Genomic DNA, 20513 nt, shown 5'->3' on the forward strand with positions numbered 1-20513 from the left:
CGATTGTATCTGACGCGGGAAGGTAAGATGGCGAGATCGGATCGACCCGGGCGCGGGGCCACGATAGTCGATGTGGCGGCGCGTGCGGGTGTATCGTCCATGACCGTATCACGCGTCATGAACGGGCGATCCGGGGTGAGCGCGGAAACCCGCATTGCCGTGGAAGAAGCGATCAAGGCGCTGGCCTACACGCCCAACGTCGCCGCGCGCAATCTGGTGACATCGACCGAATTGCGCATCGGCGTCATCTATTCCAATCCCAGCGCTGCCTTCATGAGCGATTTCCTGACCGGCGTGTTCGAGGAAGCATCGGCGCGGGGCGCCCGGTTGATCCTGCTGAAAGGCGAGGGCGGCCGCGCGCCGACGACGGCGGCGCTGGAGGATCTGGCGTCGTCTGGCATAAGCGGCGTGTTGCTGGCCCCGCCTTTGGGCGAAGCGCCCGAAGTGCTGCGCGTGTTGCGCGACGCGGGGTGCATCATGGCGACCGTCGGCGCCTACCAGTCGCCCGACACCATCTGCGTGCGAATCGACGATCGGGCGGCATCCTATCAGATGACCCGATATCTGCTCGATCTGGGGCATCGGCGGTTGGGGTTCATCCTGGGCAATCCCGACCAGGCCGCCAGCGCCGAGCGCATGGCCGGTTTCTATGCGGCGGTGCGGGAGACCGGCGGCGTCGTGGTGCAAGTCGTGCAGGGCGACTTCACCTATATGTCCGGCCTGGTCGCCGCCGAACAGTTGCTGGGCGCGAGCGAACCGCCGACTGCGATTTTCGCCAGCAACGACGATATGGCCGCCGCGGTGGTATCGGTGGCGCATCGCCGTCATCTGGATGTGCCGACCGAACTGACCGTGGCGGGGTTCGACGATACGACGGCGGCGATCACTTTATGGCCGCCGCTCACCACCATTCACCAGCCCGTGCGCGCGCTGGCGGCCGAGGCGATGAGCCTGCTGATCGCGGAGATCGGCCTGCAAGGCCGCAAGTCACGGGTGCCGCGCGAACGGATATTGGAGCATGAACTGGTGGAGCGTCAGTCCACCGGTGCGCTGAGGCCTTCGCCTTCCTCATAGTGGAAGGACGAAAAATCCGCGGGCATCGCCGCGCCCGACAGATCCTGGCACGCCATGCCGACGAAGGTGCCGGTGAAATTGGGCAGGCCCGGGCATGTGACTTCATCGGACAGGATGCTGGCGTCATAGCGGTGCGGCAGGCGTTGCCATGCTGCCGCGTCGTGCAGGCGCCAGGCGAAGGTCAGCGCGTCGCCGTCCACATCCATGCGCAGCTCGATCGGGCCGGGTGGCAGCGGGGCGATGACGTCCAGCGTGATATTTTCCTGGTCCGGGGAGGCCATCATCAGCTGGAGAAGGCGGACGCCGTCGTCGGTGCTGATGTGCAGATAGTAGAATTTCGTGCTGTTATAATAATAGATCAGCCCCGCCGCCTGTTGGAAGCTGGTCGGTTCGAACGACAGGCAGGTGCGGGCGGTAAAGCGGAAGTCGGTCTGGCGGCGCGCCACCAGCGCCTGTTCGAACAGGCTTCCCACGGTTTCACGGCCATAGAGGCGCAGATGGCCGGTACGCGCGGTCAGGCTGAACAGGCGGTCGGCAAAGGGCGTGCGGAGCCATTGAAACTCTTCGGGCAATTGCGCGACATTAAATTGTCCGTCCCATTGGGTTTCCGGCCAAGGGGCGGCGGGCAGGGCCGGTGCTTTGGGGGAGGCATCCGGCCGGGCGTCGCCTGCCAGGGTGCGCAGCCAGCAATCCTCGTCCCAGCGCATCGGCTGGATCGCGGTTTCACGTCCCATGATACAGCGTTCGCGACCGGGCAGCGGGCGTCCGCACAGATAGGCGAGCCAGGGCGTGCCGTCGGCCAGTTCGACCAGGTCGCCATGGCCCGCGCGGGTGATGGGGCCGTCTTTACCGCCCGCGCCGGTCAGGACCGCGCCGTCGGGATGGACGTCATAGGGGCCGAAAATATTGCGGGACCGGGCCATGACGACCGCATGATCCCAGCCGGTGCCGCCTTCGGCGACGAGCAGATGATACCAGCCGTCGCGCTTGTAGAGGTGCGGTCCTTCGGTAAAGCCGCGCTCCGTGCCCTTGAAGATCAGGCTTGGTTCGCCGACCAGCGCCATGGTGCGGCGGTCGAGTTCCTGCATCTGTATGCCCGCAAAGCGGCCCTGCCCGGAGCGATGGTCCCACAACATGTTGAGCATCCAACTGCGGCCGTCATCGTCATGGAACAGCGCGGGATCGAAGCCGCTGCTGTTGAGGTGGACGGGATCGGACCAGTCGCCATCAATGCGGTCGCAGGTGACGACATAGTTGGGGAAATCGCGCAGCGACACGCCCTTCGCGCCGTTGACGGTGGTGGCGCCGTAGCGTTTGACGTCGGTGAATATCAGCCAGAAGCGACCGTCGGTATAGCTGAGGTCCGGCGCCCATACGCCGCAGGAATTGGGGTCGCCCCGCATGTCGAGATGCGCGGCGCGCGACAAGGGGCGGGCGGCGAGGCGCCAGTGGGCAAGGTCGCGGCTGTGATGGATCTGAACGCCGGGGAACCATTCGAAGGTGGAGGTCGCGATGTAAAAATCATCGCCGACCCGCACGATCGAGGGATCGGGATTGAAGCCCCGGAGGATCGGATTGGAAATGTCGTTCATTTAGGCTTGCGCACCAATGTCCATAGAAGGGCGGCGCCGATCAGGTCGAGCACGCCAAGAAGGATGAAGAAGGGCGTGTAGCCGACCTGGTCGACCATCTGACCCAGCAGCAATGTGAAGACGAGGACGCCAAGATTGCCCGCCAGGCCCGCCATGCCGGTCGCCGTCGCCACCGCGTTGCGGGGAAAAGGTCCGACGCCATGGTGATGACCGTGACCGACAGCGTCTGGTGCGCGAAGCCGCCCAGGCACAGCAGCGCGATCGCCGCATAGGGGTTGGTCGCCATGCCGACGAACGCCATGCCGGTCATCATCACCGCGCCCAGGGTGAAGGCCCAGCGGCGCGCGTCGATCAGGTTGACGTTGCGGCGCTGGAGGAAGGTCACGACGGCGGGGCCGAACAGGCAGCCCAGGTCAGCGGCCAGGAAGGGCAGCCAGGCGAACAGGGCGATCTGTCCCAGGTCGAAGCCGCGCACGCGGGCGAGGTAGAGCGGCATCCAGAAAGACAGCATGCCCCAGACCGGATCGGCCAGCATGCGCGGCAGGGCGATGCCCCACATGTCCCGCTGGCGCAGCATGGAGAGGATGGACGGGCGCTGCGCGCGCGCGGCAAGCCGGGCTTCCTGACCGCTGAGGATATAGTCGCGTTCCAGGTCGCCCAGGCGGCGGTGGCGGGCAGGGGTTTCATAATAGAAAAACCAGAGCAACGCCCAGACCAGGCCGATGCCGCCTGCGACGACGAAGGCCAGCCGCCAGCTGTGCATTATCACCGCCCAGGCGACGAGCGGGGGCGCGAACACCGCACCGAAGGAGGCGCCGATATTGTAGATGCCGCCCGCCAGCCCGCGTTCCTTGGACGGGAACCATTCCGCCACCAGCTTTTGCCCGGCCGGTTGCGCCGATCCTTCCGCCAGACCCAGCAGGCCGCGCAGCGCGGCAAAGCCGAACCAGCCGTTCACGAAGCCATGGGCCATGGTGACGAGCGACCAGGCCGCGACGCAGATTGTAAAGCCGATCTTCAGGCCGACGCTGTCGAGGAAATAGCCGGCCGCCGGTTGCAGCATGACGCCCAGCTGAAATGCGCTGGTGATCCAGCTATATTCGGCGTTGCTGATCGCCTGTTCGGTCAGGATGATGGGGGCAGCGACGCCCAGGACGGAGCGGGACAGGTAATTGATCACCATCGCGCCGACAAATAGACCGATGATGGTCCAGCGGATTTTCCCGATTCTCACGCGTGCAGCCATATCAGGGTGATAACGTTAACATGCAAGCGGGGATGGGACTGCCGGTTTCGCGCCGCCGGACGCGGCGGTGCGCCACGTCCCTTCGGTCCGCCTAATAGTTGCTGCGCCTGCAATGCCGTCATCCCCTCAATCTCGTCTTGTCTGAGTATTGACAAGAAAGTCGGAAAACATCAATAGGTGTTGTTAGCGCTAACGATCTTTCTGTCGAGTCTCTGTCATGGAAGCTGGGCATAGGGGGGTGGCTCCGGGGCAATGGTCCTGCAAATGCAATCAAAGCATGATTTGGGGAGAGAGAGAGAGATGACAGGTTTCCATTCACGTATCGGTGCAGCGCGTTCGCGCTTTTCGATGGCCAGCATCGTCGCGGTATCCGCCAGCCTGATGGCGACGCCAGTTCTGGCGCAGGCGCCGCAGGAGGCGCAAGCCCCGCAGGACGCACAAGCGCCGCAGGGCAACGAACCGCGCGGCAACACCGCCGATATCGTGGTGACGGGATCGCGCATCAAGACCAGCGGCTATACCGCGCCGACGCCGACGACGGTGATCAATTCGGGCGCGATCGAAGCCAACGCGCAGCCCAATATCTTTACCACCATCGCACAGCTGCCATCGCTGCAGGGATCGTCGGGCACGTCCACCAACACGTTCAGCACGTCGAGCGGGCAGCAAGGCCTTAGCTCCTTCTCGCTGCGTGGCGTGGGCGCGATCCGTACGCTGACGCTGCTGGACGGCCAGCGCGTCGTCGGCGCGAACGTGACCGGCGTGCCGGACATCAGCCTGTTCCCGCAATTGCTGATCCAGCGGGTCGATGTCGTCAATGGCGGCGCGTCGGCATCCTACGGGTCCGATGCGGTCGGCGGTGTCGTCAACTTCATCACCGACACGCGCTTCAAGGGTATCAAGGGCAATATCCAGGGCGGCATCAGCGATTATGGCGACAATGAGCAGGTGCTCGTCCAGCTTGCCGCCGGGACCAGCTTTGCCGACGATCGCATCCATCTGGTCGTCAGTGGCGAATATGCCAATGAAGATGGCGTTGGCGGTGGCGAATTCGGCCTTGGCCTGGCGGGCGGGCGCGACTGGTTCAAGCAGACGACCCTGATCGATCGCGGCGTCACCAATGACGGATCGCCACGTTTTGTTTTGCGCGACAATGCGCAGACGTACAATTACACCAAATATGGCCTGATCACGTCGGGTCCGTTGCAGGGCACGGCGTTTGATCAGGCGGGCAACCCGTTCCAGTTCCAATATGGATCAAACGGCGTGCCGGTGCGCAGTGGGACGAGTACGGCAGTCACCGGATGTTTCCCGGGCTACTGCATCGGCGGCGACCTGTCGGGCAATGTCGATGCGGGCCGCACGCTCCAGTCGTCGATCGAGCGTATCAACACCTATGGCCGCCTGGGCTTCGACTTCGCCGACAATGACGAACTATATTTCACCTTCAACTATGGACAGGTGAAGACTCAGAACCAGCCGGTAGGCGGCATGAACCGGCCGGGCCTGACGATCCAGTGCGCCAATCCCTTCGTACCCGATTCGATCAAGGCGGCGTGCGCGACCGCGGGCATCACCAGCTTTGGTTACGGGACCAGCAACGCCGCGCTCGGCAATACGCAGGTCCATACCGATCGCCGTCAATATCGCGCGGTGATCGGCGCGAAAGGCGAGTTCAGCCTGCTGGGCACCGATTGGACCTACGACAATTATTATGAGCGTGGGACCAATTATTCGGACATCGACGTGTCCAACATCATGCTCAGCAACCGTTTCAACGACGCGATCAATGCGACCACGCTGAACGGCACGGTGGTATGCGCCAGCGCCACCGCGCGGGCCAATGGATGTCAGCCGCTCAATATTTTCGGCGGCAACCCGTCGCAGGCAGCGCTAAATTATATTATGCCTGACAACGGGCCGTTCCAGCGCACGCGCCAGACGCAGGACGTGGTCAGCCTCAACTTTTCCGGTTCGCCGGTCGATCTGTGGGCCGGGCCGCTGTCGATCGCATTCGGTGGCGAATATCGTCATGAATTTTACCGCGTAAGGGCCGACCCCTATGGGCAGGGCTTCAATACCGCGCCCGCGACCTCCGACTATCCGGCCGATCCCACGCTGAATGGGGGCGGCAACAATTGGTATGCGGGCAACTACAAGAACGGGCAGGGCGCCTATAGCGTCAAGGAAGCCTTTTTCGAGGCGGATTTGCCGGTCATCAATTCCGATGCCCTGGGCAAAGCCAATATCAACGGTGCGGTGCGCGTGACCGATTACAGCACGTCGGGCGTCAATTGGACGTGGAAGCTGGGCGGTACCTGGAACCTGCCGATCGAGGGCTTCCGCCTGCGCGGCGTCACGTCGAAAGACGTGCGCGCGCCCAACCTGTCCGAATTGTTCGCAGCGCCGGTCACGACGACCTTGCCCAACTTCTTTGATCCGTTTTCCGGCAGAAACGTGCTGGCGATCCAGAATGTCATCGGTAACACCAATCTGCGCCCGGAAACGGCGCGCAACACCACTGCCGGTATCGCTTTTTCAGGCGCATCCTGGCTGCCCGGCCTCAGCTTCTCGTTCGACTACTACAAGATCAAGATTAATGACGTCGTTTCCACCTTGGGCGCGGGCGACATCGTCAACCTGTGCTTCCAGCAGGTCGCGACGGAGTTCTGCGACGCTTTCAACCTTAATAACCAGACCGGCCCGAACTTCATCAATGTCCAGCCGTTCAACTTGGCGTCCTGGAAGACCAGCGGCTTCGACATCGAAGCCAGTTATCGCTGGCAGCAGCCGCTGGGCCTGCCTGGCAGCCTGACCTTCCGCGCGCTGGCCACCCATGTTCGCGAGTTCGTGGTAAACTCCGGCATACGGGGCACGATCCCCAACGACACAGCGGGCGTAAACACGGGGGGCACGCCGGATTGGAAGTGGCTGGCGATCCAGAGCTATGAGAATGATAAATTCTCGCTGATGGTGCAGGAACGCTGGTTCAGCGACGGTGTGCTGGGCAACCAATATGTCGTGTGCCAGCCGGGCAGCTGCCCTGAATTGACCAACAACCATCCCACGATCGACCAGAATTTCATGCCTGGTGCCTTCTATGTGGACATTGGCGGCACGTACAACATCACCAAGTCGATCACCGCCTATGCCAAGGTCGACAATCTGTTCAATCGCGATCCGGCCAAGTCGCCCTATTTCGTCAATCCGGCATTGTATGACGTGGTGGGCCGCATGTATCGCGCGGGTGTTCGCTTCCGCTTCTAAGCTATAGGTTGTGCCGGGCGGATCGCGGATGATCCGGTCGGCCTGACCAAATTATACTGGGGAGAGGACCAACGTGAAACGATTTGCCTTCATCGCGGCAATCGCGGCCATGATCCCCCGGCCGCCTTGCCGGCAGCCTCTCCCCCTTCTTCTTCTTTGGCGCCAGCGACGAAGCAGCGCCTGATCGTGCTGAGCGATATCGAGGCGGACCCGGACGATACGCAGTCTTTCATCCGGCTGTTTCTCTATGCCAACCAGATCGACCTGGAAGGACTGGTCGCGACGACATCGGTCCATATGAAACAGGGAGTGCATGCGGCGTCGATCCAGCGGATCATCGATGCCTATGCCAAGGTGCAGCCCAATCTCAACCTGCATGAACCGGGCTATCCCGCGCCCGACCGGTTGCGCGCGCTGGTGCGCGAAGGGCAGCCCGGTTACGGCATGGCGGCAGTAGGCGATGGCAAGGATACGGCAGGATCGCGGCTGATCATCGACGCGCTGGACAAGGATGACGGCCGACCGCTGTGGGTATCGATCTGGGGCGGGGCGAACAGTCTGGCGCAGGCGCTGCATCATCTGCGCGCGACCCGGTCGCCCGCAGACGTCGCGCGGCTGCTGGCGCGGTTGCGGGTCTATACGATTTCCGACCAGGACGACAGCGGGGCGTGGATTCGCAAGACCTTCCCCGACCTGTTCTACATCGTCAGCCCCGGCGGCTATGGCGCGGGGACATGGACCGCGATCCACAGCCGGATCGACGGGATCGACAATGATGTCGTGGGCAATGACTGGCTGCGCGATCATATTCAGCAGGGCCATGGGCCGCTGGGCGCGGCCTATCCCGACGTCGCCTATGGCATGGAGGGGGATACGCCCGCTTATCTGCCGCTGATCCCCAATGGCCTCAGTGATCCCGAACATCCCGACTGGGGCGGATGGGGCGGGCGCTATGAATTATATACGCCCACGCGCGCGACGATGGACCCGGGCGGCTTTACCGGCGGCGTGCCGATCGATCCGGAGACGCGGCCGATCTGGACCAATGCCATCGATGCCGTCACGCCGATCGTCCGCAAGGATATCGGCCGGGCGGTTGTGCCGGGCGACCGGACGATCAAGGATTTTCGCGCGACGCTCTGGCGCTGGCGCGGCGATTTCCAGAATGACTTCGCTGCGCGGATGGATTGGTCGACCAAGGCTTATAAGGACGCCAACCATCCGCCCGTGGTGAAGATCGCCCATGCCGACCTGTTGCGGGTGAAGGCCGGGCAGCGCTTCGTCCTGAGCGCATTGGGGTCGAGCGATCCGGACGGCGATAGCCTGAGCTATTACTGGTTCCACTATCCCGAGATCGGCGGTTGGACGACGGCGATCCCGTCCGGCATTTCGCCCAATATCGTGACGGTGGATTTTACCGCGCCGATGGTGACGGAGCCGCGTGAGGCGCATTTCGTCGTCGCGGTGAGCGACAAGGGCACGCCGCCGCTGACGCGCTATCGCCGGGTGATCGTGACGATCGAGCCTTGAGGCGGAGCGCCGGACGGGGGATGCGGGAGATGGGCAGGATGCGGTGGTCGGGTCTGTTTGCTGTCGCTGCGGGCTTGGCCGGTTCGGCGATGGCGCAGCTGCCGCCGATGCCCGACATCCCGCGGGTGACGCCGGTCCAGCACGCACCGGGCGGACATTTCCGGGTCGTGATCCCGAACCGCCCCGATCCGACGCCGGTCATTCTGCATGTGTCGCCACAGGGATCGGATGCGGGCGATGGCACAGCGCAGCGCCCCTTCGCGACGCTGGTGCGCACGCAGCAGGTAGTGCGGACGATCAACCGCGATCATGACGTGACCGTGTTGCTGGCGCCGGGCGTGTATAGACTGGACGCGCCCTTGCGCTTTGGCGCGCGGGACGGCGGGCAGAATGGCTTTACGGTGCGGTGGGAAGGCGCGCCGGGTACGCATGCCATCCTGTCGGGCGGTACGCCGGTGACGGGCTGGCGGCTGGTGGACCGGCAGCGGAATATATGGGCGGCCAACGTTCCTATGGGGAGCGACCCGCGGCAATTGACCGTCGCGGGAAAGCTGGCGCCGCGCGCCTCGGTGGAGATACCGCGGGCGGCGGTGGCGTTCCACCCCTGGGGGCTGGAGATCAAGGATCCCGCCTGGCGCTTTCTGGCGCAACTGCCCGGCCAGCAGCAGATCGAGGTGGAGGGGATGAGCTGGTTCACCCATCGCCATGCCATGGTCGATCGTATCGAGGGCGACAGGATCGTGATGCAGCAGCCCGGATGGCGCAACAATCTGGTCGGTTACGACACGATCGCCAGGCCGGTGTCGGTGGAGGTCGCACGGCTATTCCTGGTGAACGCGCTGCCGTTCCTGCGCGATCCGGGGCAATGGTTCGTCGATCCCAAGGCGGGGCAATTATACTATAAGCCCCGGCCGGGCGAGGATATGCGTCGTATCGAAGTCGTCCTGCCGCGGCTGGCGCATCTGCTGTCGATCGCGGGCAGCTATGACGATCCGGTGCGCGACCTGGAGTTTCGCCGGTTGCAGTTCAGTCATACGAGCTGGCTGCAACCATCGGGGCCGGAGGGCTATGCCAGCCAGCAGAGCGGCGCCTATCTGGCAGGAGAGCTGGCCGATTACCCGGCCGATCCGATCCGCGATTGCAGCTGGGGCTGCTGGTCGTTCGAGCGGATGCGCAACCGGTGGCGGCAGCAGCCTGCTGCCGTTCAGGTGGCGGCGGCGCGGCGCATCGTCTTCGACGACGACCGCTTCTCGCAACTGGGACAGATCGCGCTCGGCATCGGCAATAATCCAGAGGCGAATGCGAGCGGCGTCGGGCTGGGCGCGGCGGCGATCGAGGTGACCAACAGCAGCTTTACCGACCTGGCCGGCGGGGCGATCATGGCGGGCGGGGTGGAGCCTGATGCGCATCATCCCGCGCGGCCTGAAATGGGATTGCGCGACATCCTGATCCGCAACAACCGGATCGCGGGGGTGTCACGCGATTATAAGGAGCAGTCGGCAATCCTGGTGACCTATGCGTCTGGCACGCTGATCCTGCATAACGACGTGTCCGACACGCCCTATGACGGGATCGATGTCGGCTGGGGATGGGGCGCGAACGATCCGGGCGGCAGCGCGGAATATTGGCGCAAACAGCGCGGCTATTATGACCAGCCGGGCAATATCGTCTATGATACGCCGACCACCCTGCGTGACACGGTGGTCATGGGCAATCGGGTGCGCCGGGTGAAGCAGTGGTTCCCCGATGGCGGGGCGATCTATCATCTGTCGGCCGATCCCGGTGCGCTGATCGCGGAAAATTACATATCCGACGTCGCGGGATCGGGCGGGATCGCCATCTATCTGGATGAAGGGTCGCGCTATGTCACGGTGCGCAACAATGTCGTGGATCGCGTGGGCGGCGTGTGGCTGAACCTCAACACCCAGTCGCACATCGCGCCCAAACGCACCGCGCTGGACAATGTCGCGACGGGCAACTGGTATAATAGCGGCAAATTGAACGGCGAATGGAGCGACTATCTCAACAACCGGGCGGCGGACAATGTCGCGGTGGTCGGGAGCCAATGGCCAGTCGAAGCCCAACGGGTGATCGACGCCAGCGGCGTGCAGCAGGCCGCGCCGCGCCGTCCGTGAAGGACGACGCGGCGAGGGATCAGGGATTGAACGCTATGACCGTCTGACTGAGTTCGCCGAACGGGCTGCTCCCTTCGGTTACGGCGGTCATGCGCACATGATCGCCAAAGCTCAGAAAGGGCGTGACGGGCTTACCATGTTCGATCATTTCGATCGCGCGCCGTTCGGACATGCAGGTCGATCCCACCGTCTGATAGTCCGCGTCGGACACGGTGCCGGAACCGATGATGGTTCCCGCGCACAGATGCCGGGTGCGCGCGGCATGCGCGATCAGTTCATGGAAGCCATAGCCCATATGCTCGCCCGAAGGATGGCCGAACCACGCGCCGTTGACCTCCACGCGCAGCGGTAGGCAGACCCGCCCGTCGCGCCAATCGTCGCCCAGTTCGTCCGGCGTGATCGCGATCGGCGCGGCGCTGCATGCCGGCTTGGCCTGAATCCAGCCAAAGCCCGTTTTCATTTCCTTGGGCGCGACGGCACGCAGCGACCAGTCGTTGAGGAGGATGATGAGGCGGATATGCGCCATGGCCTCGTCCGCCGAACAGCCCATCGGCACGTCGTCGGTGACGATGCCGAACTCGCCTTCGAAATCGATGAAGTCCGTTTCGGTGGGGAAGGCGACATCTTCGCGCGGGGCAAGGAAACGGTGGCTCATGCCCTGATACATCAGGGGGAGGTCGGTTTCGATGGGCGGGTGATTGAACGCCTTTTCCATCAGGGCGCCGTGGTTGGCGAAAGCCGATCCGTCGAGCCATTGCCAGGTGCGCGGCAGGGGGGCGAGAAGCGCAGCATGATCGACTGGCTCGCCGCCGCCTGCCTCCAGCGTGGTGGACAGGGAAACCGCATCATCCAGCAGCGCGTCCCAATCGGCGATCGCGTGCAACAGGTTGGGCCAGCGCGTACCCAGCGCCGCACAGCGCGTGCCATCGCGCGATATTAGTATCAATTCCCCGTCGGCCGTGCCGTTGGCGCGCGTTGCGAAACGCATAGGTCCGTTTCCTTCCGATATTGTCTGTTGTCGGCGCGCGGGTTGCCCGCGCGCCGGACCAAGGCTCAGCGCTTGAGATTGTCGTCGAACGCGCCGTCGATCAGGATGAAGACGATCCGGCAGTTGCGGTCGGAGCGGTTCGACCAGCCATGGTTGGTGCCGCGCTGGATGACGATATCGCCTGCACGGACGGTGGTTTCGCCTTCGTCCATGATCAGCACCAGTTCGCCCTCCACCACGATGCCATAGTCGATCGTTTCGGTGCGGTGCATCAGCGCGTGGCGCGACCCTTCGCCATCATGGGCGGACGCGTCATGCGCGCCGACTTCGGCGAAATGGGCGCGGGCTTCCTCGGGCGACATGGTGCGGATGCCGTCGCCTTCGGGCGGGATGTCGAGCACACGGATGCGGGTGCCATTTTTGGGCGGGGCAAGGATGATGCCGGTTTCGGCCGGTTCGCCGGAGGCGGCGTCGAGCGGGGCGGGGGTGGCCTGCGTGTTCCAGACTTCGTGAAACATCGGCCCGATGTCGCCGCCGATGCGCTGGACGCGCTGGACCGGGCCGTCCTCCTGGATGATGGCGCGGCCTGAAGCGTCGTGCCCGGTGACGATGCGGCGAACGGATGCAAATTCCATGAGCTTATTTCCTAGATTAGGTACGCGCCGCCGACCATGCGTCGCAGCACGCGCCATGTGACCCATGCGCCAAGCGCGGCGCCGTAGATGATCTTGACGCCAAGGGCGATTGGCCAGTCCAGCGTGGCGACATTGCCGGACAGCCAGAGAAACGCGATGCCCGCCCCCAGCGTCAGGGCAGACAGGACCGACATGAAGGCGGCCCGCAACAGCCACTGGATCGTCACGGGATGACTGGCCGCACTGCCCAGCCGCCCGGCCAGTTGCGCGCGCCGTGCGATCATGCCCGGTACGATACAGGCCATAAGCGCGACAGCGGCGCTTTGCGGCAGGAAATCGATGGCATAACCCCATTCCCCCACCGCAACGCGCCCCGCCGTACCGAAGACGGCAAGGAAGAACAGCGCGCCGATCACCCCATTGATCACCGCGCTGACGATCGTCTCCCGCGCGATATAGGCGTCGATGCGGCCGCTCTGTTCTTCCGCAGTCCTCACGCGGTCTTGCCGCCCAGCGTATCGGCGAACCAGTCGGCGATATAGTCGCGACCGTAGGACATATTGTCCGCGCCGACATGCTCGACCCCGCCTTCGCGTTCGGTGAACAGCTTGAGCGCGCGCCGCGGGCTGTTGACCAGCTGGTCGTAGCAGTCATGCGCGTAATCGACGCTGATCTGTCGGTCCTTCGCGCCATGGGTGACCAGGAAGGGCACCTTGATCCCGTCCATATGGCCGTTGAGGTTCATGCCCTCCGCCTTCGCCAGGAAGTCGTCCATGTCGCTCGCGCCGAAGGCCCACATGACATGCGCCCAATAATGGGGGACGGGGTTTTCGCCTTCGCGTTTCATGCGCTTCTGCTGGACCTCGGCCCAATTATGGTTCGCGCCCCAGACCGCGCCGGACGCGAAACGGGGTTCGTAAGCGACGGCGCGCGGGGCGAAATGGCCGCCCAGCGAAATGCCGGTCATGCCGATCCGCTTGGGATCGACATCGTCCTGCTGTTCCAGCCAGTCGACCGCCTTGCTCGCCCAGTTTTCGCTATGCGGATCGACGGGCAAGTTCTGGAGGCGCAGCGCTTCGCCCGATCCGGGCTGATCGACGCAGAGCGTGGAAATACCACGCCGCGCGAGCGCTTCAGGCAGGCGCGACCAGTAGAGCAGTTCCTTGCAGCTATCGAGGCCGTTGCAATAGACCACGACCGGATGCGGGCCTTCCCCAGGCGCGCTCGTGAAGAGGGCGGGCATGGTGCCGGTGCTGAGCGGGATGTCAACGCGGCGACGGTTGATCTGGCCCAGCGCGGTCGAACGGTCGAACGTGTCGCGCGCCTTGGCATAGGTGGCCTGACGACCGGGATGGCCATGACCCTGCATCCGTTCGGCGTTGAACAGATAGAGCGATGCGCGCTCCAGCTTGTCGGAGGCGGAGAAAGCACGGCCCTGCGCCTCATCTTCTGCCGCAAGATCGATCAGCTTGTCGGCCATCGCGACCCATTGCGCCATGAACATGGGCGTGCCCGCATCCGCGCCGGATGCCGCCGCGTCCTTGATCGGCTGGCACATGTCGACGATTTCGCCGATGCGCCCGCCGCTCTCCATCGCGATCGCGACCGACAGATTCCAGATATAGTTGGGGAAATATTCGAACAAAGCCATCGATCAGACCTCCACTGCCTGGAACAGACCCTTGTCGGGCGCGGCATGCGGCATGGTCTGGGGACCACCGACGCCGATGCCCCATTGGTCCATGATGCCGGGGCCGGGGGCATGGACTTTGGCTTCGTGCGTTTCGAAGTCCACATCCTCCAGTTCCGAACTATATTCGACCGCAAAGCCCGCAGGCGTGGTGAAATAGCTGAACGTGTTGTTGCCCGCGGTGTGGCGGCCCGGACCCCAGCGAATGTCGGTGCCCTTCAGCCGCAGCCGATTGACGCCGACCATCATGTCATCGACGGTCAGCATGTCATAGGCGACATGGTTGAGGCAGGGCGGTCCAGGCAGGAAGGCGATGCGATGATGCGCGGCGTTGCAGCGCAGGAAGCACATGAAGTCGCCCAGCCAGTCCGATACCTTGAAGCCCAGAACGTCGCAGAACCATTCCACCATCGCCTTATGATCGGGCGAGTGGAGGACGATGTGGCTGATCTTCTGCGGTACGCCTTCCCAACGGGCGAGTTCACGGGCGGTGCGGCGGGCAACGTCGCTCGACACTTCGAAGGTCAGGCCGTCGGGCGAGAAGAAGCGGAAGCCATAGCCGCCGCCCAGCGAGTCCAGATCCTTGGGCGTGAAGATGATGCGGCAGCCCGAGGCGACGACCTTGTCATGCAGGGCGTCGACATCGGCGCGGCTGTCGGCGGCCAGCGCGATCACGTCGATGCGCTGTTCCTCGGCCTGACGCAGGCGCACGACATGATGCTCATGCCCGCCGTCGGCGGCGAAATAGACCATGCCGTCCTTTTCTCCCGCCTCGACCAGTTTCCACTGATCGGCGTAGAAGGCGCGCTCGGCTTCCAGATCGGGCAGGGCGTAACCCACATAACGAATTTCTGTAACGCGGCTCATAGCGGTTTCCTTCAGATCGGCTGGGAGACCATCGCGAACATGTCCGCGGTGGCTTTGTGATTGTCGACGGGCGCGCCCTTACCAAGCTGGCCCATGCAGATTTCGAGCGATTTTTCCACGATGTAGCGGCACCGGTCGTGACGGCGTTCGTGATAGGCGGTCAGCGCGCTGTCCAGATCGTCATGGCTGGTCAGTTCCTCCGCCAGCACGATGCTGTCCTCGATCGCCATGCCCGCGCCCTGACCCAGATGGGGGGTGGTGGCGTGGACGGCATCGCCCAGCAGGACGACGCGGCCCTTGTGCCAGGGGCCGTCCAGCATGAAGGCTTCGAGCGGGCGATAGACGACGCCGTCATCGTCGGTGATATGCTCGCCCAGCGCCTGGATCGCGGGCGAACAATGGGCGATCTTGGCGCGCATCGCAGCGGCCAGTCCTTCGCGCGGGTAGCGGGGATTGCCCGGTTCGGCGGTGGTGACGAACATATACATCAGGCTTTTCGAGATCGGGACCAGGCCGACGCCGGTGGGACCATTATAGGCCTGAAGCGAGTCCATGCCTTCGGTCAGGGGCAGGTTGTAGCGCCAGACCGCTTGCCCCGTATAGTGGGGCGAGGGCGCATCGGGGAACAGCAGCGCGCGGGTCTGCGAATAGACGCCGTCCGCGCCGATGACCAAGTCGAAGCTGCCCTGCGCGCCGTCCGAAAACTGCACCGTCACTTGGTCGCCCTGATCGTCGATATTAGTCGCGGTGACGCCCAGCCGCACTTTGGCGCCCGATGCGATCGTGCGATCGCCCAATACTTTGTGCAGGGCGGGGCGACCGACGCCCAGATTGGCGGGATAGCCATCGACCAGACGGGGGGAGGGGACGCGCGCGACCTTCGTACCGTCGGGTGCGAATATTTCGACCGTGTCGAAGCCTGCGCCGGCCGCGATATATTCGTCCAGCAGGTCCAGATGATCCATGGCGCGCAGCACGTTGGACTGCTGGATGATACCCACGCCATAGACCGACCAGTCGGGATTACGCTCGATGACGGTGACGTCGAACCCCTTTCGGCGCAGCGCGATGGCGGAGGTGAGGCCACCTATGCCTCCGCCGATGATGAGGATGTTGAACTTGTCCATGGTCGGTCTAGTGCCTCGTGAGAAAGGAGCGAGAGGAAGCGGGGTCAGAAGCGGTCGAGATCGTTGGCGATCGCGGCCGGTCCGGTGAAATTGTTGCGGATGGCGGCGATGTAGGTGCGGGTCCGTGCGGCATCGTCCGTTCCACCGGCGATATGGGTGACGGCCACCGCCTTCACCCTGGCGCGAGCGGCCAGCGCGCCGACCTCTTGCGGTGTCAGGTGATGGGTGGTCAGATGCTGCAGCATCGTCGCCTTGACGGCGGCGGGCATGTCAGGGCTGGTGCGCGCAACGCGATCCAGCGTGGCGTCTATGTCGATCATTTCGCTGACCAGCAGGTCCGCGCCCGACGCCAGCTTTTCGACCGCCGCGCTGGGTCCGGTGTCGCCGGTATAGGCGATGGATCGGCCCGGCAGGTCGAATTGCAGGGCGTAGGATTTATAGTTGCGATCCTCCACGCTGCCGGGCGCGAAGTCGTAGTGCGTGTTCTGCGCGACCTTCACCGTCATGTCGTCAACGCGGATGCTCTCGCCGTCCCGCAATTCGATCACCGACACGGTATTTTCAGGCGGCGTCCAGGATTTGCCGGGGATGCCATAGCCCGCCTTGGCCGATGGCTGGAGGCTGGCGACGATGCCAGCCACCAGTTCGCGCGTGCCGGGCGGACCATAAATGGTCAGTATGTCGCGCGCTTCGGTCTGGTTGCGCAGCCCCAATATCGCCGCCAGCCCGCCAATATGATCGACATGCAGGTGGCTGAGGAAAATGGCGCGGACGGACGGCAGGGGCAGGTCCGCCCGCGCCATCTGTTCCACCGTGCCATCGCCGGTGTCGACCAGATAGGTCTTGCCATCCTGCAGGATGGCGTTGGCCGGTTGCGAGCGATGTCCGTCCGGCACCGGACCGCCCATCGTCCCCAAAGTGACGAAGGCGGCGCGCGGCGGACCGGCCGCCGCCGCTGCCGTCGCCAGCAGGGCGATCATGCCGGACAGCGCCGTGCCGGTGATCCGGGCGGACATCCGCTTCACAGGTTGAAGCCCAGGCGCACGCCATAGGTGCGCGGCGGACGCAGCGTGCCGACGGGGAAGTCGAGGATCGGACGCGTGCCGGCGCGGGCCAGCACTTCCTTATCCTCGATATTGTTGACGAAGGCGGTGACGCTCCATTTGTCCTGCGGTCCTTCCAGCGTCAGGAACGCGTCGGACATCATGAAGCTGCCCTGCTTCTCCTCTTCGCGGAAGTTGGAGTTCATGTAGCGGCTGGATTCGATGTTCGAGCGTGCGCCCGCCACCAGCACCATGTCGCCGCCGACATGGAAGCTGTGCTGATAGCCCATGTTGATCGCCCATTTGGGCGAATTGACGGTGGGCTTGCCCGAACAGTCGATGTCGTAGAAGCGTGCGCCGTTGATGCCGGGATTGGCGAGCCGCGATCCGGTGGTCGTGCAGCCGGTAGTGACAGGCGCGCCGGTGGGCGAGAAGTTGGCGGTTTGCAGGCTCTTATATTTGCCGTTCAGATACTGGACGTTGAGGTTGAACAGATCGTCGCGGGTGGGCGCGAAGCGGGCCTCGACTTCTGAGCCGAAGATGCGCGACTTGCCCGCGTTGGTGGTGAGCGACCCTTGCGCGAAGATGCCATTGCCGGTCTGGACCCCGCCTACGAACGTGACCTGCTGGTCCTTATAGTCCCAGTAGAAGGCTTCGATATTGAGCTGCAGCTTGTTACCGAAGAAGCGGTTCTTGGTCCCGATCGTATAGGCGGTCAGGCTTTCCGGGCGGAAGCTGTTGTTGGGCGGTGCGGCGACGTAGAAGCCGCCCGATTTGAAGCCGGTGGCGACATTGGCATAAACCAGGGATGCGGGCCCGGCGTCGAATTCGACTCCCGCCTTCCAGGTGAATTTGGTGAAGGTCAGGTCGCCGGTGACCGGCGCGCCCAGCGGCGGATCGACCGGGCCGGGCAGGCCGCCCGCGACCGACGCGGTCAGCTGCGACTTGTCTTCCCGCGTGTAGCGCCCGCCACCGATCAGACGCAGATTGTCCCTGAGGTCGAAGGTCAACTGACCGAAGGCCGCGAGGCTCTGCGTCTTGAGGCGGGGGGTGAAGCGGGTGGTGGAAATCCGGCCCTGGCGGAAATAGTTGAGCGTATCCTGCTGCTCGTTGAAGAAGAAGCCGCCCAGGACATAGCGTAACCGCTGGTCGGCGGCTGAGGTCAGCCGCGCTTCCAGCGACATCTGTTCGGCATTATCCTGTATCTCGCCACGGAAGCCGGGCAGATAGGTGCGGAAATTCGCTTCCGACTTGCGCCAGGCTGGGATGACGGACAGCGTGGCAAAGCCCATGTCGCCATCGACCTGCGCGCTCAGCCCGTAGAAATGATTGTCGAGATAGCCGTCGCTGCCCGCATTTTCGATGCAGCCGCTGGCGATGAAGCCGCCCGCGCAGAAGGGTGGGGCGAATAGGGTGGAGGCATAGCCGTTAATCGCGGCGATCGCGCGCGGATCGGATATGCTGACCCGATCGTCGAGCGAGGGTACGGCGAACGCCTTGCTGGGTAGCAGGACCGCGCCGCTGCCCTTGCCGCCCTGATGATAATAGTCGCCTACAATGTTGATCGACCAGATGTCCGATGGCTTGAGCAGGAAGGAGGCGCGCACCGCTTCGCCCTTGTCATCGTCATAACCATCGGAAATATAGCCGTCGCGATCGACCACCTGGCCCGCGACGCGCAGCGCGGCGATCTCCCCGAACGGGACGTTGACGGCTAGGAAGCCCTTCTTGCTGTCGTAATTGCCATATTCGGCCAGACCTTCGACGCCGAATTTGCCGAGGACAGGCTTCTTGGGCAGGACGTTGATCGCGCCGCCGGTCGCGTTGCGGCCGTAGAGCGTGCCCTGCGGCCCCTTGACCACTTCGACCCGTTCCAGATCGTAGAAGACACCGGCAGGCGCGGTCGGGCGGCCGACATAGACGCCGTTGAAATTGAAGGCGATCGCGTTTTCGGAGAAGCTGTTCTGCGAATTGGTGCCGACGCCGCGCAGGAAGAAGCTGGTCGTGCCGCCGGTAGGCTGCACGACGAGCGCGGGCACGAGTTTACCAAGGTTCGACGTTTCGGTGATGCCGGAGCGGGTCAGGTCGTCTCCAGTCACGGCGGTGATGGCGATGGCTGCCCGTTGCAGGCTTTCCTCGCGCCTTTGAGCGGTCACGACGATTTCTTCCAGTCCACCGTCCGACGCCTGCGTATCTGTATTTTGCGCCATGGCGACCTGCGGCATGATCCCGCCGACCAGCATCGTGGCGCACCAAAAAATGCTCTTCATATATCCTCCCCATTACGCCCCGATCTTCGCGGGGATGGCCAAAGGGGTGACATGTTTTGAAAAAGCAGTAAAATGGATGATATGTGTTGAAATTAATCAATAGGATTCATGATCGTGAGGCTGGACCGGTTTGACCTCAATCTTCTGGTGGCGTTCGACATATTGGTGGAAGAGCGCAACGTCACCCGTGCCGCCAAGCGGCTGAACCTGACGCAATCGGCGATGAGCGCGGCTTTGCGCCGATTGCGCGAGGCCTTTGCCGACGAGATCCTGGTGCAGCATGGCAAGAAGATGATCCCGACCGCAGCAGCCCTTTCGCTGGCACCGGAAATCTCCACGGTGGTCGCGGAGTTGCGCGGGATCATCGCGCGCGGCCTGACCTTCGATCCGGCGCACAGCCAGCGTATCTTCCGGATCGTGGCGTCGGACTATGTCACGACGGTGCTGATCGGCCCGATGCTGGCGAAATTGCAGCGATCGGCCCCCGACGTGCGGATCGAGATCACGCTGCCGCGCAACGACATCCACGCCCGGCTGGAAGATGGCGAACTGGACTTCATCGTGGCGCCCGAGCGTTTTCTGGAAGGGCCGCATCCGCGCGAATTATTGTTCGAGGAACGCCATGTCGTAGTGGGGTGGTCCGGCAATCCGATCATGCAGCAACCGTTGACAGAGGATCTTTATTATAGCGCCGGCCATGTTGCGGTCAGCGTGTCGCGCGATGGCACCTTCATTGAAAATCATCTGCGCGAACAGGGCGACCGTCGGCGGATCGAGGTGATCTGCGCGGCGTTCAGCCAGGCGGCGTGGATGCTGCCGGGCACGACCAGGCTGGCGCTGATGCACGAGCGGCTGGCGAAAGTGATGGCGTCGATATTGCCGTTGCGCGTCGTGGACCCACCGATCGATCTGCCGGTGATGCGCGAAATGCTGCAATATCATCATGCGCGTTCGGGCGACACGGGCCTGACATGGATGCGTCATCAATTGCGGGATGCGGTGGCGGAGCGGACGACGCATGGGGGCATGGCCGAGGGCTGATCCGGCCA

General features: G+C 63.7%; 15 protein-coding genes. 5 read left to right on the forward strand and 10 right to left on the reverse strand.

Going from position 1 to position 20513, the window contains the following annotated elements:
- Positions 1-27 precede the first annotated feature (27 nt).
- Complete coding sequence (locus U5A89_RS09410; protein ID WP_338160897.1) at positions 28-1074, forward strand: LacI family DNA-binding transcriptional regulator; 1047 nt, start codon at positions 28-30, stop codon at positions 1072-1074.
- On the opposite strand, the gene U5A89_RS09415 is transcribed toward U5A89_RS09410, so the two are convergent.
- Together U5A89_RS09415 and U5A89_RS09420 are read right to left on the reverse strand one after the other, a co-directional pair.
- A complete protein-coding gene (locus tag U5A89_RS09415) occupies positions 1035-2666 on the reverse strand; it encodes a glycoside hydrolase family 43 protein (RefSeq protein ID WP_338160898.1) in 1632 nt (543 codons plus the stop codon). The two genes, U5A89_RS09410 and U5A89_RS09415, sit on opposite strands and share 40 nt — an antisense overlap.
- A gap of 40 nt (positions 2667-2706) precedes the next feature.
- Positions 2707-3900 (reverse strand): MFS transporter, encoded by a 1194-nt coding sequence (locus U5A89_RS09420; RefSeq protein ID WP_338160899.1) that lies wholly within the window; start codon positions 3898-3900, stop codon positions 2707-2709.
- 360 nt (positions 3901-4260) lie between these two features.
- On the opposite strand from U5A89_RS09420, the gene U5A89_RS09425 reads away from it, so the two are divergent.
- The 3 genes from U5A89_RS09425 (at position 4261) to U5A89_RS09435 (ending at position 10844) form a co-directional block, all read left to right on the forward strand.
- On the forward strand, positions 4261-7179 hold the full coding sequence (locus tag U5A89_RS09425) for a TonB-dependent receptor domain-containing protein (protein WP_338160900.1): 2919 nt from the start codon (positions 4261-4263) through the stop codon (positions 7177-7179).
- Positions 7180-7335: 156 nt separating this feature from the next.
- A complete protein-coding gene (locus U5A89_RS09430; RefSeq protein WP_338160901.1) occupies positions 7336-8709 on the forward strand; it encodes a DUF1593 domain-containing protein in 1374 nt (457 codons plus the stop codon).
- A gap of 38 nt (positions 8710-8747) precedes the next feature.
- Positions 8748-10844, forward strand: a complete 2097-nt coding sequence (locus tag U5A89_RS09435; RefSeq protein WP_338160902.1) for a right-handed parallel beta-helix repeat-containing protein — start codon at positions 8748-8750, stop codon at positions 10842-10844.
- A 19-nt stretch (positions 10845-10863) separates the two neighbouring features.
- Here U5A89_RS09435 and U5A89_RS09440 read toward each other — a convergent pair whose 3' ends face one another.
- The 8 genes from U5A89_RS09440 to U5A89_RS09475 form a co-directional block, all read right to left on the reverse strand.
- Entirely contained in the window at positions 10864-11832 is a 969-nt protein-coding gene (locus tag U5A89_RS09440) for a fumarylacetoacetate hydrolase family protein (RefSeq protein ID WP_338160903.1), read from the reverse strand.
- 65 nt (positions 11833-11897) lie between these two features.
- On the reverse strand, positions 11898-12467 hold the full coding sequence (locus tag U5A89_RS09445; protein ID WP_338160904.1) for a cupin domain-containing protein: 570 nt from the start codon (positions 12465-12467) through the stop codon (positions 11898-11900).
- Positions 12468-12478: 11 nt separating this feature from the next.
- A complete protein-coding gene (locus U5A89_RS09450) occupies positions 12479-12964 on the reverse strand; it encodes a hypothetical protein (RefSeq protein ID WP_338160905.1) in 486 nt (161 codons plus the stop codon).
- Positions 12961-14118, reverse strand: coding sequence for an alpha/beta hydrolase family protein (locus U5A89_RS09455; protein WP_338160906.1), 1158 nt, complete (start codon positions 14116-14118; stop codon positions 12961-12963). Before U5A89_RS09455 ends, U5A89_RS09450 begins: the two co-directional genes overlap by 4 nt.
- 3 nt (positions 14119-14121) lie before the next feature.
- Entirely contained in the window at positions 14122-15024 is a 903-nt protein-coding gene (locus U5A89_RS09460) for a VOC family protein (protein ID WP_338160907.1), read from the reverse strand.
- A gap of 11 nt (positions 15025-15035) precedes the next feature.
- Positions 15036-16151 (reverse strand): FAD-dependent oxidoreductase, encoded by a 1116-nt coding sequence (locus tag U5A89_RS09465; RefSeq protein WP_338160908.1) that lies wholly within the window; start codon positions 16149-16151, stop codon positions 15036-15038.
- Positions 16152-16195: 44 nt separating this feature from the next.
- The gene (locus U5A89_RS09470; protein ID WP_338162997.1) at positions 16196-17167 is read right to left on the reverse strand and encodes an MBL fold metallo-hydrolase; all 972 of its coding nucleotides are present in this window, start codon (positions 17165-17167) and stop codon (positions 16196-16198) included.
- Positions 17168-17172: 5 nt separating this feature from the next.
- Positions 17173-19464, reverse strand: a complete 2292-nt coding sequence (locus U5A89_RS09475; RefSeq protein ID WP_338160909.1) for a TonB-dependent receptor — start codon at positions 19462-19464, stop codon at positions 17173-17175.
- Positions 19465-19572: 108 nt separating this feature from the next.
- Here U5A89_RS09475 and U5A89_RS09480 point away from each other — a divergent pair, with 108 nt between their 5' ends.
- Positions 19573-20505 (forward strand): LysR family transcriptional regulator, encoded by a 933-nt coding sequence (locus U5A89_RS09480; RefSeq protein ID WP_338160910.1) that lies wholly within the window; start codon positions 19573-19575, stop codon positions 20503-20505.
- The last annotated feature ends 8 nt before the right edge of the window (positions 20506-20513 follow it).

Source organism: Sphingobium sp. HWE2-09, assembly GCF_035989265.1.
GTDB lineage: Bacteria > Pseudomonadota > Alphaproteobacteria > Sphingomonadales > Sphingomonadaceae > Sphingobium.

Excerpts from the sequence above, each read along its gene's own strand:
- U5A89_RS09410 (WP_338160897.1), top strand. The coding sequence starts at position 28 with ATGGCGAGATCGGATCGACCCGGGCGCGGGGCCACGATAGTCGATGTG.
- U5A89_RS09415 (WP_338160898.1), bottom strand. The coding sequence starts at position 2,666 with ATGAACGACATTTCCAATCCGATCCTCCGGGGCTTCAATCCCGATCCC.
- U5A89_RS09425 (WP_338160900.1), top strand. The coding sequence starts at position 4,261 with ATGGCCAGCATCGTCGCGGTATCCGCCAGCCTGATGGCGACGCCAGTT.
- U5A89_RS09435 (WP_338160902.1), top strand. The coding sequence starts at position 8,748 with ATGCGGTGGTCGGGTCTGTTTGCTGTCGCTGCGGGCTTGGCCGGTTCG.
- U5A89_RS09440 (WP_338160903.1), bottom strand. The coding sequence starts at position 11,832 with ATGCGTTTCGCAACGCGCGCCAACGGCACGGCCGACGGGGAATTGATA.
- U5A89_RS09445 (WP_338160904.1), bottom strand. The coding sequence starts at position 12,467 with ATGGAATTTGCATCCGTTCGCCGCATCGTCACCGGGCACGACGCTTCA.
- U5A89_RS09455 (WP_338160906.1), bottom strand. The coding sequence starts at position 14,118 with ATGGCTTTGTTCGAATATTTCCCCAACTATATCTGGAATCTGTCGGTC.
- U5A89_RS09460 (WP_338160907.1), bottom strand. The coding sequence starts at position 15,024 with ATGAGCCGCGTTACAGAAATTCGTTATGTGGGTTACGCCCTGCCCGAT.
- U5A89_RS09465 (WP_338160908.1), bottom strand. The coding sequence starts at position 16,151 with ATGGACAAGTTCAACATCCTCATCATCGGCGGAGGCATAGGTGGCCTC.
- U5A89_RS09470 (WP_338162997.1), bottom strand. The coding sequence starts at position 17,167 with ATGTCCGCCCGGATCACCGGCACGGCGCTGTCCGGCATGATCGCCCTG.
- U5A89_RS09475 (WP_338160909.1), bottom strand. The coding sequence starts at position 19,464 with ATGAAGAGCATTTTTTGGTGCGCCACGATGCTGGTCGGCGGGATCATG.
- U5A89_RS09480 (WP_338160910.1), top strand. The coding sequence starts at position 19,573 with ATGATCGTGAGGCTGGACCGGTTTGACCTCAATCTTCTGGTGGCGTTC.